Annotated in this window: 14 protein-coding genes; 3 read left to right on the forward strand and 11 right to left on the reverse strand. The window is 44.8% G+C overall.

Annotation, left to right across the window (positions count from 1 at the left end; translation table 11 throughout):
* Positions 1-10: 10 nt before the first annotated feature.
* The 8 genes from dusB to L7A31_RS20570 form a co-directional block, all read right to left on the reverse strand.
* Positions 11-979, reverse strand: a complete 969-nt coding sequence (dusB, locus tag L7A31_RS20535) for a tRNA dihydrouridine synthase DusB (protein WP_237363816.1) — start codon at positions 977-979, stop codon at positions 11-13.
* A gap of 134 nt (positions 980-1,113) precedes the next feature.
* A complete protein-coding gene (gene prmA, locus L7A31_RS20540) occupies positions 1,114-2,004 on the reverse strand; it encodes a 50S ribosomal protein L11 methyltransferase (protein ID WP_237363671.1) in 891 nt (296 codons plus the stop codon).
* Between the two features lie 158 nt (positions 2,005-2,162).
* Positions 2,163-3,506: an acetyl-CoA carboxylase biotin carboxylase subunit gene (gene accC, locus L7A31_RS20545; protein ID WP_237363672.1), complete on the reverse strand. Its 1,344-nt coding sequence runs from the start codon at positions 3,504-3,506 to the stop codon at positions 2,163-2,165.
* 18 nt (positions 3,507-3,524) lie between these two features.
* Positions 3,525-3,995, reverse strand: a complete 471-nt coding sequence (gene accB, locus L7A31_RS20550) for an acetyl-CoA carboxylase biotin carboxyl carrier protein (RefSeq protein WP_237363673.1) — start codon at positions 3,993-3,995, stop codon at positions 3,525-3,527.
* Positions 3,996-4,054: 59 nt separating this feature from the next.
* Positions 4,055-4,504 carry a type II 3-dehydroquinate dehydratase gene (gene aroQ, locus L7A31_RS20555; protein WP_237363674.1) on the reverse strand — a complete coding sequence of 150 codons (450 nt, stop codon included), beginning with the start codon at positions 4,502-4,504 and terminating at the stop codon, positions 4,055-4,057.
* A 303-nt stretch (positions 4,505-4,807) separates the two neighbouring features.
* Entirely contained in the window at positions 4,808-6,757 is a 1,950-nt protein-coding gene (gene acs, locus L7A31_RS20560) for an acetate--CoA ligase (protein WP_237363675.1), read from the reverse strand.
* 304 nt (positions 6,758-7,061) lie between these two features.
* Positions 7,062-7,694: a 3'-5' exonuclease gene (locus tag L7A31_RS20565; RefSeq protein WP_237363676.1), complete on the reverse strand. Its 633-nt coding sequence runs from the start codon at positions 7,692-7,694 to the stop codon at positions 7,062-7,064.
* Positions 7,695-7,715: 21 nt separating this feature from the next.
* Positions 7,716-9,545, reverse strand: coding sequence for a DUF294 nucleotidyltransferase-like domain-containing protein (locus tag L7A31_RS20570; protein ID WP_237363677.1), 1,830 nt, complete (start codon positions 9,543-9,545; stop codon positions 7,716-7,718).
* Positions 9,546-9,713: 168 nt separating this feature from the next.
* On the opposite strand from L7A31_RS20570, the gene L7A31_RS20575 reads away from it, so the two are divergent.
* From L7A31_RS20575 to L7A31_RS20585, 3 genes are all read left to right on the forward strand, one after another.
* The gene (locus tag L7A31_RS20575) at positions 9,714-10,892 is read left to right on the forward strand and encodes a 3-phenylpropionate MFS transporter (protein WP_237363678.1); all 1,179 of its coding nucleotides are present in this window, start codon (positions 9,714-9,716) and stop codon (positions 10,890-10,892) included.
* 52 nt (positions 10,893-10,944) lie between these two features.
* Positions 10,945-14,364, forward strand: coding sequence for a PAS domain-containing hybrid sensor histidine kinase/response regulator (locus tag L7A31_RS20580; RefSeq protein ID WP_237363679.1), 3,420 nt, complete (start codon positions 10,945-10,947; stop codon positions 14,362-14,364).
* Positions 14,365-14,608: 244 nt separating this feature from the next.
* A complete protein-coding gene (locus tag L7A31_RS20585) occupies positions 14,609-15,496 on the forward strand; it encodes a DUF2076 domain-containing protein (RefSeq protein WP_237363680.1) in 888 nt (295 codons plus the stop codon).
* 74 nt (positions 15,497-15,570) lie between these two features.
* On the opposite strand, the gene L7A31_RS20590 is transcribed toward L7A31_RS20585, so the two are convergent.
* The 3 genes from L7A31_RS20590 to L7A31_RS20600 form a co-directional block, all read right to left on the reverse strand.
* Positions 15,571-17,274 carry a sodium:solute symporter family protein gene (locus L7A31_RS20590; protein WP_237363681.1) on the reverse strand — a complete coding sequence of 568 codons (1,704 nt, stop codon included), beginning with the start codon at positions 17,272-17,274 and terminating at the stop codon, positions 15,571-15,573.
* Positions 17,275-17,290: 16 nt separating this feature from the next.
* Complete coding sequence (locus L7A31_RS20595) at positions 17,291-17,557, reverse strand: DUF4212 domain-containing protein (protein WP_237363682.1); 267 nt, start codon at positions 17,555-17,557, stop codon at positions 17,291-17,293.
* Between the two features lie 183 nt (positions 17,558-17,740).
* Positions 17,741-18,364: a MarC family protein gene (locus tag L7A31_RS20600; protein WP_237363683.1), complete on the reverse strand. Its 624-nt coding sequence runs from the start codon at positions 18,362-18,364 to the stop codon at positions 17,741-17,743.
* Positions 18,365-18,377 lie beyond the last annotated feature (13 nt).

The following is an 18,377-nucleotide window of genomic DNA, read 5'->3' on the forward strand; positions in this document are numbered from 1 at the left end:
TCTTCTCTAATTATGATGCAACGTTATCAAAATAACTTTCTAACGCTTCGATCTGCTGCGGAGCAGCTTCTATAGCGTTGAAAGTACGGCGAAAATCACTTGCTTGCCCATGCTCTTTTAGGTACCAACCAACGTGCTTGCGCGCGATGCGAGGTCCTAAATACTCCCCATAAAAGTTATGTAGAGCGTCAACATGGCCGAGCAGTATACCTTTCACTTCCTCAACTGGGAGTTCAGGCATTTCTGTGCCGTTTTCCAAATAATGTTGGATTTGTTTAAAAATCCATGGGCGACCTTGTGCAGGTCTACCGATCATCAAAGCGTCAGCGCCAGTGTACTCAAGTACCTGTTTCGCTTTTTTAGGGCTATCAATATCACCATTGGCAATCACTGGGATATCAACAGCACGTTTGACCGCTCTGATGCTGTCGTATTCGGCCTCTCCTTTGTACATGCAAGCTTTTGTTCGACCATGTAAAGCCAAAGCTTGAATGCCGCAGTCTTGGGCTAATTTAGCTATCTGGACACAGTTTTTGTTCTCTGTATCCCAGCCTGTACGGGTTTTCAATGTCACAGGGACATCGACTGCTTCCACCACTGCTTTCAAAATATCTTCGATGATATCTGGGTGCTTGAGTAGCGCAGAGCCCGCGAGTTTTTTATTTACCTTTTTTGCCGGGCAGCCCATGTTGATATCAACAATTTGGGCACCATTCTCAACACTAAATTGAGCGGCTTCAGCCATGAGGGTTGGATCGGAACCGGCTATTTGTACAGAGCGGATCCCTGATTCACCTTCATGAACCATGCGTTGTTTTGACTTTGCTGTTTTCCAAAGTTTAGGGTTGGATGACATCATTTCACTGACAGCCATTCCAGCACCGTATTTAAGACACAGTTCGCGAAAAGGCCTATCGGTGACTCCAGCCATCGGAGCAACAATCAAATTGTTCTTTAGTTGATAGTTTCCTATTCTCAAAATGTCTTCACAGTTCGCATCGGCAAGGGCGCGCATTTTACGCATTTTTTTCTTGCGTGAAAAGACTAATATTTGAGCATTTACAAATTGTTTTTGTAATTTGTATGAAAATCAGCCAATTAATCAAAAAACGCTTACGAACTTTGTTTCATTCCTGAGATGCGACACCATTCGCTCTGCTCTGCGATAGGGTCTAATTGGAACTCATCGCTGTAGTAGCTTGCGACATCATTTGCTTGTGTATCCAATACACCAGACATCGCTAAGCAGCCGTTTTCAGCAACCAGTCCTTTAATGATAGGGGAAAGCTCTCTCAGTGGACCTGCAAGAATATTGGCAACCACTACATCAGCGATTAGACCTTCAGGTTGATCTTGCGGTAAATAGACGTCAAGTTGATCGACAACGCCATTTCTTTCGGCATTGTCTTTAGAAGCAAGTAATGCTTGTGGATCGATATCGATCCCGATGACTTTTGCTGCTCCAAGTTTGATTGCAGCAATCGCTAAAATGCCTGAGCCACAACCAAAGTCGATAACTGTTTTTCCAGACAGGTCTAACCCTTCAAGCCACTCTAAGCAAAGAGCGGTGGTTGGGTGTGTTCCTGTTCCAAAGGCAAGTCCTGGGTCTAACATTACATTGACTGCATTTGGTTCAGGGACTTCTCTCCAGCTTGGGCAAACCCAAAGCCTCTCACCAAACTTCATTGGGTGGAAGTTGTCCATCCATTCACGTTCCCAGTCTTTGTCTTCTAACTGTTCCACTTTGTAAGCAAAACCATCTTCAAGCAACTGGCTGGATTTTAGTGTGCTAAGCACTACTTCTACGTCTGCTTCTGCATCGTAAAGAGCAAGGATATCAGTATCGCCCCATAAGCGAGTTTCGCCCGGTAGAGGTTCGAATACAGGAGTATCATGAGCATCTAGAAAAGTAATCGATAGTGCGCCAGTTTGCTCCATCAAAAGGTCGCCGATAGGTTCAGCGTTTTCTGATGTAGCATTGAGCTTAATTTGAATCCAAGGCATGTTATTTTCGCTTAAAATTTGGACAGCTTAACGACAGGGGACGCAGTCTAGCATGAAACTTACACAATCCCTAGAACTGTTGAAGTGATAAGTAATTGAACAGAAAAAAGCCACCGCAATGGTGGCTTTTCGATGCTTTCATAACGACTTAGTTGGCTTTACTGTAGGCCAAGCTTCTTCTCAAGGTAGTGGATGTTTGCACCACCGTGTTGGAAGTTTTCATCGTTCATGATTGACTCTTGTAGAGGGATGTTTGTTTTGATGCCTTCTACAATCATTTCGCCTAGAGCATTTTTCATGCGAGCGATCGCCACGTCGCGGTTTTCACCAAACGTGATCAGTTTACCAATCATCGAATCGTAGTGTGGTGGAACCGTGTATCCAGTGTAGATATGAGATTCCCAACGAACACCCATGCCACCTGGTGGGTGGAAGCGGTCGATTTTACCTGGTGAAGGTAGGAAACGCACTGGATCTTCAGCATTGATACGACACTCTACGGCATGGCCGCTGATCTTGATATCATCTTGAGTGTATGAAAGAGGCTGACCTGCAGCAACGCGAAGCTGCTCTTTAATCAAGTCAACGCCAGTCACCATTTCTGTTACTGGGTGCTCTACCTGAATACGCGTGTTCATTTCGATGAAATAGAACTCGCCGTTTTCGTATAGGAATTCGAACGTACCCGCACCGCGGTAACCAATCTCAATACATGCACGAGTACAGCGTTCACCGATGTACTTACGCATTTCTTCAGTGATACCTGGAGCTGGTGCTTCTTCAACCACTTTTTGGTGACGACGCTGCATTGAGCAGTCACGCTCACCTAGGTGAATCGCGTTACCTTGACCATCAGCAATTACCTGAACTTCAACGTGACGTGGGTTTTCTAGGAATTTTTCCATGTAAACCATGTCATTGTTGAATGCGGCTTTTGCTTCCGCACGTGTCATTGCGATGGCTTCTACTAGCTCTTGCTCTGAACGAACAACACGCATACCACGACCGCCGCCGCCACCAGATGCTTTGATGATAACTGGGTAGCCGATACGCTTCGCATGTGCTTTATTTTTTGTCGCATCGTCGTCAAGTGGGCCATCAGAACCCGGTACACAAGGAACACCTGCTTTTTTCATTGAGGTGATCGCTGATACTTTGTCGCCCATCATGCGAATTGTTTCTGCTTTAGGGCCAACGAAAATGAATCCACTGCGTTCAACTTGCTCAGCAAAATCAGCATTTTCAGACAAAAAGCCGTAGCCTGGGTGAATAGCGATAGCGCCAGTCACTTCAGCTGCAGAAATGATGCGAGGAATGTTTAGGTAGCTATCGATACCACGAGCTGGACCGATACAAACTGTTTCGTCAGCAAGCAATACGTGCTTTAGATCGCGGTCAGCAGTAGAGTGTACAGCAACGGTTTTGATGCCAAGTTCTTTACATGCGCGAAGAATACGAAGTGCAATTTCACCTCGGTTCGCGATGACTAATTTATCTAGCATGAGATACTGCCTCTATAATTATTCGATAACAACAAGTGGTTGATCGAATTCAACTGGTTGGCCGTCTTCAACTAGGATTGCAGTAACAACACCAGATTTATCAGCTTCGATTTGGTTCATCATCTTCATCGCTTCAACGATACATAGCGTTTCGCCAGCTGTTACAGACTGACCAACTTCGATGAATGATTTAGCGTCTGGGCTAGGTGCGCGGTAGAAAGTACCAACCATTGGAGAAAGAACTTGGTGACCAGCAGGTACAGCAGGAGCTGCTGGTGCACTAGTCGCTTCAGCTGCAGGTGCTGCAGGCACAGCAGCAGGAGCGGCTACAGGTGCAGGAGCTGCTGCATATTGAACAGGAGCTGCGATAGGAGCAGCAGTTCCGTTACGGCTGATTCGTACGGACTCTTCACCTTCAGAAATTTCTAGCTCCGCAATGCCAGATTCTTCAACTAATTCAATAAGTTTTTTAATTTTACGGATATCCATTTTGTCTTTCTCTTTTACTTATGGTTAAGACAGCTCTTAGAGCTGTAGAGTATTAGGTCTTACTTTGCCTGCAAGTGCTTGATGGCTGCAGACAGAGCGAAGTCATAGCCTTGTGCGCCAAGCCCACAAATAACGCCAACGGCCTTATCTGATAGATAAGAGTGATGGCGGAACGGTTCACGTGCATGTACATTAGACAAGTGCACTTCAATGAACGGTATGGCTACACCCAGCAAAGCATCACGTAGTGCCACGCTAGTGTGGGTGAACGCTGCTGGATTAATAATAATAAAATCGACCTTGCCGTGAGCGGCATGGATCGCTTCAATTAATTCGTATTCTTTGTTAGATTGCAGATGCTGAAGTTCAATGTTTTCTTTCTTTGCTCTGGTTTCTAAGTTCTCAACAATATCGCTGAGCGTGTTAGAGCCATAATGAGCGGGCTCTCTCAGGCCTAACAGATTAAGGTTTGGCCCATTTAGAACGAGAATGCTTAAGTTTGTAGACATTATGCAGCCATCTTTCATTATTGTGAGAAGAATACGAATACTCCCATATTCTCCATTCGTTCATCAAGAAAATTTTGTTTAAATTTGGTGAACGCTAACAAATTGACTCAGATTATAGCCAATTCAGAACAAATCGCAGCATTTTACTGGTCTAATCTCCTTATACATAACACCACAAGCATTGAGGGTAAATATAGTTGATTGGCCGCTATGGCCGCACATATCAGGCTTTAACAGTTAAAAAGAAAGCCACTACCTTGCGATAGTGGCTTGTATAATTCGCTAGCGAATTTTGATTTTTGGCTACACTAGTGCGTTTTTCTCTTCGATGAGCTTATCGACAACGCTTGGATCTGCAAGTGTAGAAGTATCACCTAAGTTACTTGTATCACCAGTAGCAATCTTACGTAGAATACGACGCATAATTTTACCAGAACGAGTTTTTGGTAAAGAGTCAGTCCAGTGCAATACGTCAGGTGTTGCGATTGGGCCAATTTCTTTACGTACCCAATTCTTCACTTCTTTGTGTAGCTCTGCACTTGGGTACTCACCGTCATTGAGGGTGATGTATGCGTAGATTGCCTGGCCCTTAATATCGTGCGGGATACCGACGATCGCAGCTTCGGCAATTTTGTCGAAAGCGACTAGCGCTGATTCGATTTCAGCAGTACCCATACGGTGACCAGAAACATTGAGCACATCATCAACACGGCCCGTGATCCAGTAGTAACCATCTTCGTCTCTACGAGCTCCGTCACCAGTGAAGTACATGCCTTTGAATGTAGAGAAGTAGGTCTGCTCAAAACGCTCGTGATCACCATAGACAGTGCGCATTTGTCCTGGCCAAGAGTCGAGAATAACTAGGTTACCTTCGGTTGCACCTTCAACAATATTACCCATGTTGTCGACTAGAGCTGGCTGGACGCCGAAGAAAGGTTTACTTGCAGAACCAGGTTTAAGATCAGTAGAACCCGGAAGTGGTGTGATCAAGATGCCGCCAGTTTCTGTTTGCCACCAAGTGTCGACAATCGGTGAGTTAGTATCGCCAATTGCTTTGTAATACCACTCCCAAGCTTCAGGGTTGATTGGCTCGCCAACAGAACCAAGAATACGCAAGCTTGTTCGCTTGGTGTCACCAATTGCTTCGTCACCTTTCGCCATAAGTGCGCGAATAGCTGTTGGTGCAGTATAAAGAATATTGACTTCGTGCTTGTCGACAACTTCACACATACGGCTAGTGCTAGGGTAGTTTGGAACACCTTCAAATAGGATAGTTTTTGCGCCGTTAGAAAGTGGACCATAGATTAGATAGGTATGGCCTGTAATCCAACCAACATCAGCAGTACACCAGAATGTCTCACCTTCTTGGTAGTCGAATACGTATTTAAAGGTCATTGTGGCATAAACTAGGTAGCCACCCGTGGTGTGCATAACACCTTTTGGTTTACCTGTTGAACCTGATGTATACAGAATAAATAGCGGATCTTCTGCCTTCATTTCTTCTGGTGGACAGTTATCTGATACGTTTGCTGTTGCTTCGTGCCACCAAACATCACGGTGATCGTGCCAGTCGATATCAACACCAGTGCGCTTGAGAACGAGAACTTTGCTTATCGTCTTCACTTCTGGGTTCGTCAGTGCTTCATCAACGTTTTTCTTCAATGGAACAGCACGGCCGCCGCGGACACCTTCATCGGCTGTGATGACGACTTTTGCGTCTGAGTCGATAATACGACCAGCAAGAGCTTCAGGAGAGAAGCCACCGAACACAACAGTGTGGACCGCGCCAATACGAGTACAAGCTAACATAGCAATTGCAGCTTCAGGAACCATTGGCATGTAAAGGCAGACAACATCACCTTTGCGAACACCTTGCTCTTTTAATGCGTTTGAGAAACGACATACTTCTTTGTGTAGTTCATTAAAAGTAAGTGTTTTGTCGTCTTTAGGCTCGTCACCTTCCCAAATAATAGCGACTTCGTCCCCTTTGCTTGCGAGGTGACGGTCGATGCAGTTTGCTGAAACGTTTAGTGTGCCATCTTCAAACCAACGTATATCAACGTGGCCAGTATCAAAAGAGGTGCTTTTAACTTTGCTGAAAGGTTTGATCCAATCAACAATCTTTCCATGTTCGCTCCAGAACTCGACGGGGTTACTGACAGATTGCTCATACATAGCTTGATACGTTTCGGCATCAGCATGTGTTTTGGCTTTGATATTTTCTTTTACCGGATAAACATGGGATTCGCTCATTGCTTCTCTCCTTTTCTTGAATTCAGCAAACGCATAAAAATAGGGCTAGAGTCGTTACGGGAAATTCACATATTTGTTGCGTGTTGGTTAAATGAAAATTTGAGTTCATTATATGCATCAAATTTGTGGCCTTCGGTGTACTTTAAGAATTTTTTGTTATCGTCGTCACATAGTGAACAACACCGTCCGTCACTCTCCGATAGAGTTATGCGTTCTACAATTAGACTTTAGGATGATATTGCTTTGTTCGTCTATTTTGTGAGCGTTTTATTTCTCATATGCAGCCATGTGAACAAATATTGGCTTAGTTTTTCGTCGGAGGAGAGGTTTTTTGCAGGCTTCCGAAGGTTAAATGAGTATAAATAAGTGCAGCCGCGAGTGCATCGTGATACGCATCGTGCTTGTTTTCGAGTGGTAACTCTAAATGTTGGCAGATGCTATCTATACTAAGGTCTAGGTACGCATTGGGTAGGTGTTTATTGAGTTTATCTTGGTAAATCAGGCTGACTTCAACAGTGCGGTTGGGTAACGGGAAACCAAGGTGTTTTTTGCAGGCAATATTTAACATCTTTTTATCATATCGAATGTGGTAGCCAACGATTGGTCGATTGCCAATAAACTCGATTAGCTTCTCTATGGCCTGTTTTTCGCTTATACCATCCATCAAATCATGGTGGCGAAGTTTATGGATTTTAATCGAATCTTCACTCAGGGAATCAGGCGCTGTTAGCTGCACTTCAAAAGGCTGGCTTGTGACAATTCGATTGCCCGCAATCTTTATTGCCGCGATGGTTAACAGATCTGCTTTTTGTGGATCTAGGCTGGTGGCCTCACAATCTATAGCCACTAGCTCATTCGAATGAGGCTTTTCGAATAAATGTGCGTATGCTGACCCTTTTAGCCTGTGTCGCCAAAGCAACCTTTGTATCCAGTTCATAATCGCTCATGCTACGTTGCGTTAATCTCTTATTTGGTAATGGTATTCCAACCATTGCTTGAACTTTTTGACCACTTTTAAACTGTGGCGCAAGATATCTCGTTCTGCTCTGTCGAGCTTTTCGACATCAATCACATTGCTCATGCCTTTGCTACTGTTAAGTTGTTGAGAAAGTCTGAGCTTGATGAAAAGCTTCAATGCTTCGGCAATATTGTCGCCAGTTTCCCTATCAAGTACGCTTTGGTCGCTCAATGCGTCAACTCGGTCGAAGGTACTGGTTGCAGCTATACCATGTTCTAAACTCAACGAGCGAATGCCGTGTACTATAGGAAAGATGCCTCCTTGCTTAATGTCGAGCCCAGACTTTTGCTGTTTTAAATTGCCAAATACGGTCAATGGCGTGGAAAAGCCGAGTGCAGGCTTAGCAAACTCGGATATTAGCAGGGACTTATCTTGCATATGCTTAGATATGTTTTGCTTGATAGGCGCAAGTAGCATGTGGTTGCCAGCAGCAGCTCGAGCATCAGACAAAATCGCGAGGCTCATGACATCTTGCCCTTGTGAAGAGGTGGCCCATTCCTTGACGGTCTCTTTCCATTCTCGTTGAGTTTTAACCCACTCTGGATTGCTAACCATAATGTTGCCGGGACATAGCGGGTAGCCTAATTCAGACAGTGTTGATGTGAGCGTTTTCATCGTCTGATGGCAGTGTGGCCAATCGGAATTATCTCGCAAAATTAGCGCATTATCTTGGTCGGTTTTTAATATTTGTTCTTTACGTCCTTCGGAGCCTAAAACGATCAGGCAGCATTCTTGATGGTGCTCATGTGGGACTGTGAGTTCAAAAGCACGCTCAATGATCTGATCATTAATGGTGGCAATTAGGTCCATTAAAAACCGGGTATGAATACCGTTTTCGAGCAGTTGTTGCACCAGTTTTCTCTGGTTTGTAGAGACGCTTTTTAGTTCTTCTATTGAACCTGCGCGAGCGATGCGCAGTGTTAAAACGTGTGAGTGAGTGGAAAAGGAACTAAGAATTTGCAGCATATCTAGCATGCCCACAGCTTCTTCGTCTTTACATACCATTAGGCGCTTCACTCTGTTTTGTGTCATTGTGATCATGGCATTAAACAGATAGTCGCCATCACTGACATTGAGTACAGGAAATGAAGCTACCTGCGCAACGGCAGTATCGAGTGGCTTTGAGTCAATCATCACTGCATGAAGTAGGTCCGTTCGGGTGATAATTGCAAAATGTGGTGAGCTTGGATGAGACTCCAATCGCGGGTCATTTTCTCTAAGCTTCACTAGTGCCGCATCAATATTGTGAGACTGCAGCTGTTCAGTCACCACATTAATAGGTGTGTCTGGCTCAAACAAAATCGAAGGGTGATATATGGCAGAGTTCACTTTAGTTAGGATGAACTCGGCTAGGTTTTGCTGCTTCTTTGCCATTTCTACCAGTTCTTGCTTTTTCGCTAAGCTAGTATCGAAAAATACGGCAAACTGCGGGTTGGTGTTATATAAGTTTAGGAAGACTGACTGGGGCAGTAGGTAGCAAAGCGTGTCTTCCAGCGCTATATATTGGTGTTTGGAGTAACCTTCAATTAATACTTTTGCATCAAATAAATCTTCAGCCACAAAATGAGATAGGACTTCATTGCCATCACTAGAGCGCTTTTCTACCGCACCTTTGATAATGACAAACAGTGAATCGCTACTGTGCTCACTTCGGATAATAGGGTCATTTTCTCTGTAATACGCAATATCAAGTGCACCACGCACAGTGAGCTGTTCAGCTTCGCTAAGTCTATCAAATGGCGCAGTATGCATGTTGAATTTATCTGGCATGATTTACTGACTATCAAAAGGTTCTTTCTACAGTTTGGCAAAATATCGCATTTGCTCCAGACGATTTTGTCTATTGTGTTGTAAAATCGGGGCTACTTTGCATATAACTGAGTGCCAGCGGCGAAATCACTGCTGCGAACCGGCTCTCATCATTGACTAGGAAGCACGATGAATCCCCCTTCTCCTCATGGATGGATATCTCAATATATCTTTGGCTTTTTCTTTACTTATGGTGTGTACCTGCCATTTTGGGCATTGTGGTATGAAGGGCAGCAGATCTCTGCCACTGACATAGGCATATTAATTGGACTTGGTTTTGCAACGCGCTGTATCGCCAACTTGTTTTTGACTCCTCGATTCCATTTAGCAGAGCAGTTCATTCCAGTATTAAGGGTATTGGCTTGCTTAGCTGCTGGATTTCTGACACTACATTATTTTGTCGAAACACATTTCTGGCTTCTCGCTGTTGCCACCGTACTATTTAACTTGTGTTGCGGGCTTATCGTTACTCTCAGTGACTCAATGGCCAACTATTATTCGCGACTTAAGTTGCTCGACTACGGCCGGACTCGGTTGTGGGGCTCTGTGGCGTTTATCGTGGGCTCGACCGTAGTGGGATATTTGATCTCCCTTTATGGCACAGATGTCATTGTCATCACCGCACTAGTGGGCACGGTCGGTTCTGTTTTACTTAGCTTTAGAAACACTAACCCGATGCCAGTTTCTCATGAGACGAAGGTGCCAGAGCGACCTAAAGTGTTTTCTCAGCTAAAAGATTGGCAAATTATTAAGTTTCTAGTTTTAGTGTCCTTGATCCAAGGCAGTCACGCTGCTTACTACAGTTTCAGTAGTTTGCATTGGAAAGATGCCGGTATCTCAGGTTCAACCATTGGTTACTTGTGGAGCCTAGGCGTTGTTGCAGAGATCATGGTATTTGCATTCAGTAAACGGCTGTTTGCTGGCAGCTCGCTGCGTTCCATGTTTGTGCTTGCCTCCCTTGGTGTGATTGTTCGTTGGGGGCTAACAGCAGTCACTACCGATGTGATTGCGTTGGTGTTTGTCCAACTGTTGCACGGCGTTACTTTTGCGACGGCTCACTTAGCGACTATTCGTTATATTGAACGTGGTGAAGAGAGTCGAATTGTGGTTCTGCAAGCGCTGTACAACGCCATTCCACTTGGAGCATTTATTGCTCTAATGACGGCTGTGAGTGGCTGGGGGTATGAGCATTGGGGCGCAAATATATTTTTACTAATGGCGTTCATGGGTTTCTTGGCACTATTTATTAAATTGGACAAGCAGCCATCAAGAGTTATCGATGTAAAATTATCGCCAGATGGGCAGTAGTTCCAAGTTAACTGAACACGGCAAAGGCTATAAGTAACTTTAGGAGAGTAAAATGGATTGGCTTGTGGTACTGCTATCTCTCGCTTATCTGGGGTTTCTTTTCGTACTCGCGTGGTATGGAGATAGAAACCGTGATTGGCTCGCTCGCAGAAGGGCGTGGATATATAGCTTATCCCTAGCAGTGTACAGTACCTCTTGGGCATTTTTTGGCACAATTGGTCAAGCCAGCCTCAACCCTTGGGCATTTTTGCCCGTTTATGTTGCTCCTATACTTGTGTTTGTTTTTGGCTGGAAAGTGCTGGCCAAGATAATCTTGATTTCGAAGCGTGAGAATGTCAGCTCTATCGCCGACTTTATTGCGGCTCGATATGGTAAGTCCCATAGCTTGGCTACGGTATTGACTTTGTGCGCGGTGATTGGTGTATTGCCTTATATTGCACTGCAGATCAAAGGGATAATCTTAGGCCTAGAGGTGGTTTCACCAAGCTTGGTTACTCATTTAGGAGAGTACAAAGAGCTTCTCTCAATTTCAATTGTGGTGGTGTTGGCGCTGTTTACGATTTTGTTTGGTACTCAGCATCTCGAGTCTAGCGAGCATCATCGCGGCCTTACCAAAGTGATTGCGTTTGAATCCATCGTTAAGCTTGTTGCTTACTTGGCCATCGGCGGTCTTGCTATCTATCTCGCGATTGGCGATGACAGGGTTAACCTGCTGCAGATAGCGAAGCAAACCTATCAACCACCCAATTGGGGCACATTAATCATTCATTTTGTTCTATCAGGTGTCGCAATCATCTGTTTACCACGCCAGTTTCACATGATGGTAGTAGAGAACGAAAAACTGTATGACTTAAAGAAAGCTCGTATTATCTTTCCTCTTTATTTGTTGTTGTTCGCGGTATTTGTTCTGCCGATTGCTTGGGCTGGCACGGCTTTAGTTGGCTCCTCTGGCGGACAAAGCCAAGTTTTGTCCATTCCTTTGATGGTTGGGGCAAACAAGCTGGCGTTGTTTGCATTTATTGGCGGTTTATCGGCGGCATTTGGCATGGTGGTGGTGTCAACCATTGCTCTTGCAATTATGTTGTCGAATGAAATCGTAGTGCCGTATTTGTTGCGTCGAACTAAGATTCTAGGCGAGCAAAGAAATCAGTTTTCGCACCACCTTATTACCGCTCGCCGAGCAATCATCATCCTACTTATGTTTGGTGCTTGGTTATGTTACTTGGTGCTGGAAAACATCCAATCTCTATCAGCTATTGGCTATTTGTCATTTGCTGCTGTTGGCCAATTTGCACCTGCACTCATTGGTGGTGTGTATTGGCGTTTTGGTAACCGCCGTGGTGTGTACGCAGGACTAGCTATCGGCTTTTGTATTTGGTTTCTCACCTTATTCTCTGAGCTTGGCTGGTTAGCAGGCAGTGCTGATAACAACTTTTTACTGTGGCTGATCACTCCGCTCGAACACTTTAATATCAGTACGCTCGACTGGGGCATGCTGCTGAGTTTGCTCGCCAATACTCTGTTGTATGTTGTATTTTCATTGTTGACTCGTACTAGCCTAAGTGAGCGGCTACATAGCTCAGCATTTATAGGTTCACCGCTGCCAGAGAATGAAAACGTCAATGTTTATCAAAGCCGAGTAACAGTTGGAGAGTTGGAGTTGCTGGCTTCTCGTTTCGTTGGTCGAGAGCGTATGCGGGTCGAGTTTCGTCAATTTTGGCGAACATATGGTGAGAAGGTTGAAGCAAGTCAGCAAGCGCCTTCGTCACTGATTCGATACACAGAAAAAGTGTTGGCGAGTGTGTTTGGTGTTTCGTCAGCAAAGCTGGTTCTCACTTCTGCGCTGCAAGGGCGCAGCATGCAGCTGGAAGACATTGCGACCATCATGGACGAAGCTTCCGAGCTGTATGATTTTAGTCGTGGCGTTTTGCAAGGCGCAATAGAGCACTTAGACCAAGGTATTGCGGTTATCGATAAGCAGCTTAAATTGGTTGCTTGGAATCAAAAATACAAAGAGCTGTTTCATTTTCCTTCTAATCTTGTGAAAGTCGGCCGCCCATTTGCCGATATGATTCAATTTAACGCACAACATGGGTTATTTGGGCCAGGTGAGGCGAATGACCACGTTCGTCATCGTATTTTTTATCTTGAGAAAGGCGCGAGCCATACTTCAACGCGCCAATCTCCAGATGGCAGAGTTATTGAGGTACATGGAAACCCAATGCCGGGCGGTGGCTTTGTTATGCGCTACACGGATATCACCGAGTTCAGAAATACCGAAGAAGCGTTGAAGCAAGCAAATGAGACGTTAGAAGAGAGAGTATTAGAAAGGACGCAAGAGCTTGAAACGCTGAACCGAGAGCTCATTTGTGCAAGACAAAAAGCAGAGTATGAATCTAAATCCAAATCTCGATTCCTTGCGGCGGTAAGCCATGACCTGATGCAACCGCTCAATGCGGCGAGGCTTTTTGCATCATCACTTTCTGAAGTAGCACAGGACGAAGAAGGTAAAGGGTTATCTTCGCACATAGAAAGTGCGTTAAATGCCGCTGAAGATTTGATTGGTGACTTGTTGGATATTTCGAGACTTGAGTCTGGCAAGTTGGACACGAATATGTCGGTGTTTGCGATTAATGATGTGCTATGCAAGCTCAATGCTGAGTTTAAAGCATTGGCGGTAGAGCAAGGCATCGACTTTAATATGATTCCTTCTTCTTTATATGTGAAGTCTGATCCGAAGCTTCTTAGGCGTGTTATCCAGAACTTTTTAACTAATGCGTTTCGATACAATCCACAAGGGAAAGTGGTGGTTGGTATACGGCGGGTAAAAGGTTTAGCCAGAATAGAAGTGTGGGATAACGGACAAGGTATTGATGAGGGCAAGCAAAGAGAGATTTTTGAGGAATTTACTCGCGGAAGTTCGTGTTCGCAAAAAGGACTTGGTCTTGGGCTTGCCATTTCCAAGGGGATAGCCAATGTGCTCGGACATCAAATCTCGATGCAATCTCGGTTAGGTAAGGGGAGTGTCTTTTCGATTTCTCTACCGCAAGCAAATAAGCCCGCAGTGGTATCAAGTAAACCTATTCAACCTCAGGGCACAAATTTGCACGGGGTGAAAGTGCTATGTGTCGACAACGAAGAGAAAATCCGCATCGCAATGAATGCGTTGCTAGAAAGGTGGGGGTGCGATGTAAAAGTAGCGGCCGATTTAGAGCAAAGCTTGGCAGCGTTGGATCAAGGTTGGGTACCGAGTATTGTTCTGTCTGATTACCGCTTAGATGGACTGCTGACAGGAATCGATATCTTAACTCGCTTACGTGCAGAGATCTCCACGACGTTTTTGGGAGTGATCATCAGTGCGGACCGTACAGAGAATATGACGCAGTCTATTCACTCCGAAGGGTTTGAGTTTATTCCAAAGCCTGTCAAAGCCATCAAACTGAGAGCGATGTTAAACCAATTTGTTAGCTAGACTGCGCAGTTTGGTATGTTAGGTATTGATATTTTGTATGTTTATTGTCGAAAACTTGACCGAAAAGTAATAATGCTTGGAGTAAAATGGTAAAACAGGTATACCTACCAATAAATATGAAAGTATCGAGTTAGGACATTTAACTTGAAAGGAATCAATGTGCAGTAAATAGCAAGAATGCACATTAGACAATGTAATCTGATACTGATTTTTTGACTAAATTTGATTTCCTAAGAGGTTAAAAATGAACGCCGATGAAAAGGTTTTAATTGAGAATCTGGCCCAGCGCCTGCAACAAGCTCAATTGTCTGATATTGATACTGATGCTGAAAAGCTTATTCAAAAATTAATGTCGAACCAGCCACGTGCAATGTATTTGCTTACTCAAGCAGTTCTACTTCAAGAGCACGCATTGAAAGCGAGTCAGGAAAAAATTAAGCAGCTAGAGCAAGAAGCACGTCAAGCGGCAACACCGAAGAAAGGCGGTTTCTTAAGTGGTTTGTTCGGCGGTTCATCTCAGCAAAACAACCACTCCTCAGCGGGTAATAGTGGCTTTACACAGTCAAACAACGCGAACTATTCTTCCTCCCCAAACTATTCTCAGCAGCAACACGGCTATGCGCAGCCCCAAGCCAATGACTATCGCCCATCTCGTGGCAGCAGTTTTATGGGGCAGGCTGCAAGCACAGCACTAGGTGTCGCTGGTGGTGCGCTGTTATTTGAAGGTGTCTCACATATGTTTGGTGGTCGAGGAGGTTTCGGAGAAGGCTTCCTTGGTGGTAATCACGAGACTATCGTCAATGAAACCATCATCAATGAAGCGCCAGACAGTGACCAGTTTGCTAACCAAGACTTCACTCAAGGCATGGATACTGGTGGTTGGAATGATCCTTCTAGTGATTTTGCATCGGGTAATGATAGCTTTACTAGTGGTGATAACTGGAACAGCGACTTTAGTGGCGATCAGGCATCGGACTCAGGATCTGGCTTTGGTTTTGACAATAGCAGCTTCGACAATAGCGGCTTTGATAATAGTGGTTTCGATAATAGCGGTGGCTTCGATGACGGCGGCTTTAGTGACTTCGGTGGTAGTGACTTTGGCGGTGGCGGTTTCGATGACAGCAGCTGGTAATTAATTGCTATTTTAGATGACCAAAAAACACAGAGCCCAGCTATCATGCTGGGCTCTTTTACTTATCGCTTATTTTAGTGACTGTGCGCGTCACCAGCGCCTTTAGGGTATCGAATTGACTCCACTAGGTCTTGAACTTCATCTGGCACAACAGCGGTGAATTTGCTCACCACTAGAGATACCACCATGTTCAATACCATACCCAATGTACCGATACCCTCTGGGCTGATACCAAACCACCAATTGTCTGCCGTGTTCGCAGCTGGGTTTACAAACTTAAAGTAGATGATGTAAGCGGCGGTAAACACGATACCTACCAGCATGCCTGAGATAGCCCCTTCCTTATTCATTCTCTTGTAGAAGATCCCCAAAATAATGGCAGGGAAGAATGAAGAGGCGGCTAATCCGAAGGCAAATGCCACCACCTGAGCCACAAAGCCTGGCGGATTAATACCTAAGTAACCTGCTCCGAGAATGGCTAGCACGGCGGCTAGCCTTGCTGCCAGAAGCTCTTGTTTGTCCGTCATATTTGGTTTGAAGGCTTTCTTCAGCAAGTCATGGGAGATTGCAGTCGAGATAACTAATAGCAATCCAGCTGCTGTTGATAGTGCGGCTGCTAAGCCACCTGCGGCAAGCAGTGCAACTACCCAGTTAGGCAAGTTCGCGAGTTCTGGAGATGCTAATACGATGATATCGCGGTTAATCTTCATCTCGTTACGGTTATCGCCTGAGTAGAACATACGACCATCACCGTTCTTATCATCCCAGCTGACTAACCCAGTAGCTTCCCAGTTTCTATACCAACTAGGGGCATCAGCTCCTGCAACCCCTTGTAGGTTTGGACCATTGAGAGTTTCTATCATGTTGACGCGAGCAAAAGCAGCAACACCTGGAGCTGTAGTATAAAGAAGTGAGATGAAAACTAATGCCCAACCTGCAGAGATACGTGCATCACGCACTTTCGGTACAGTAAAGAAACGAATAATTACGTGAGGAAGACCTGCAGTACCCACCATTAAAGCTGCACAGATGAAGAAGACATCGACCATGCTCTTACTGCCGTCTGTATAAGCGGTAAAGCCCAGCTCTTGAGTTAGGCCATCTAGCTTATCAAGTAAGTAGGTTTCGCTGCCTGTCATGGTAGAACCCATACCAATCTGAGGAAGGAAGTGTCCGGTCATCATTAGTGAAGTAAATATGGCTGGTACTAAGAAAGCAAAAATTAGCACACAATACTGAGCGACCTGAGTATAGGTAATGCCTTTCATCCCGCCGAGTACTGCGTAGAAAAATACAATCGCCATACCTATGACAATGCCGATATCTATGTCGACTTCCAAGAAACGGGAGAATACCACTCCAACCCCCCGCATTTGGCCAGCAACATAGGTAAATGAAACAAATATCGCGCAGAATACGGCTACCATCCGAGCGGTTTTCGAGTAATACCGTTCGCCGATAAAGTCAGGCACAGTAAACTGACCAAATTTACGTAGGTATGGCGCTAGGCAAAGCGCTAGCAATACGTAGCCGCCGGTCCAACCCATCAGGTACACTGCACCGTCGTAGCCGATGAAAGCGATAATACCTGCCATGGAAATAAATGATGCCGCTGACATCCAATCCGCAGCGGTTGCCATACCATTTGCAACGGGATGAACGCCACCGCCCGCTACATAAAACTCACTCGTCGACCCAGCCCGAGCCCAAATCGCGATACCGATATATAACGCAAAGGTGATGCCGACGAGAATAAATGTCCAAGTTTGAATATCCATATTTAGTCTCTCTTATTTAGTCTTCGTGCACGTTATATTTTCTGTCTAACGCGTTCATGCGCCACACATAAACAAAGATCAAAACAACGAAAGTAAATATGGAACCTTGCTGAGCGAACCAAAATCCGAGTTTAAAACCACCAAGTCGAATATTGTTTAGTGCGTCAACGAACAAAATTCCAGCGCCGTAGGAAACAGCAAACCAGATGACTAATAGTATCGTCATTAGAGTTAAATTCTCTTTCCAGTAGGCCTTAGCTTGCTCTGTAGACTCGAAAGCCATGGTTTTCTCCTTGTGTGTTATTGGAGTGTTATCACAATGTTAGTTTTGTAAGGTATTGGGGAAAAGGCAAGCTGGTGGTGAGACTTTCATTGGAAAAATTCAAACAAAAAGCGCCACTTAGAAGTGGCGCTTATAAAAAAAGTTTGAATAACAAAAAGATAGGGCTTTGAGTCTATTTCTCGGCTAGAAATAGAAGTCTTTGATGCCTAACAATAAATTATTCAGAGCTACTGCCGCTAATATGAGTCCCATTACTCGACTGATAACAGCAGCGCCGACATTACCAATCACTTTTTGAATGGTGGTCGCACTAAATAGTAGTAATAGAGTAATCACCATAACCGATAACGTTACGCCTGCTGTGATCGCTTGATCTGCGATTGAGTAGCGATGGTTATCTGTTAGTAATACGATTGCCATCATAGCGCCTGGAGAGGCGATAGAAGGAATTGCTAAAGGGTAGACTGCTAAGTTTGCCAGCTCAGAGTGGCTGATTTCTTCAGATATTTTTTGCTCTATTTCAGGTTTGCTCTCGCCAAAAATCATAGTTAAAGCAAACAGGAGCAATACCAAACCGCCAGCAGCTTGAAAGGCAGGCAAAGGAATTTGCATTGCTTCTAGCAACATTTGACCCACCAACAAGAAGAAGAGCAAAACAACAGTTGCGATAGCGACAGCTTTGAGTGCAACTAAGCGGCGTTGTTTGAGTTCTAGATGATGGGTTTGCGACATATAAACCGGTACTGAACCAATTGGGTCAATGACGGCCCATAGTAGAACAAATTGGGTAATTAGATTATCCAGCAAAGTAGGACCTCCC

The sequence above is a fragment of the Vibrio marisflavi CECT 7928 genome, assembly GCF_921294215.1.
In the GTDB taxonomy this organism is placed as follows: domain Bacteria; phylum Pseudomonadota; class Gammaproteobacteria; order Enterobacterales; family Vibrionaceae; genus Vibrio; species Vibrio marisflavi.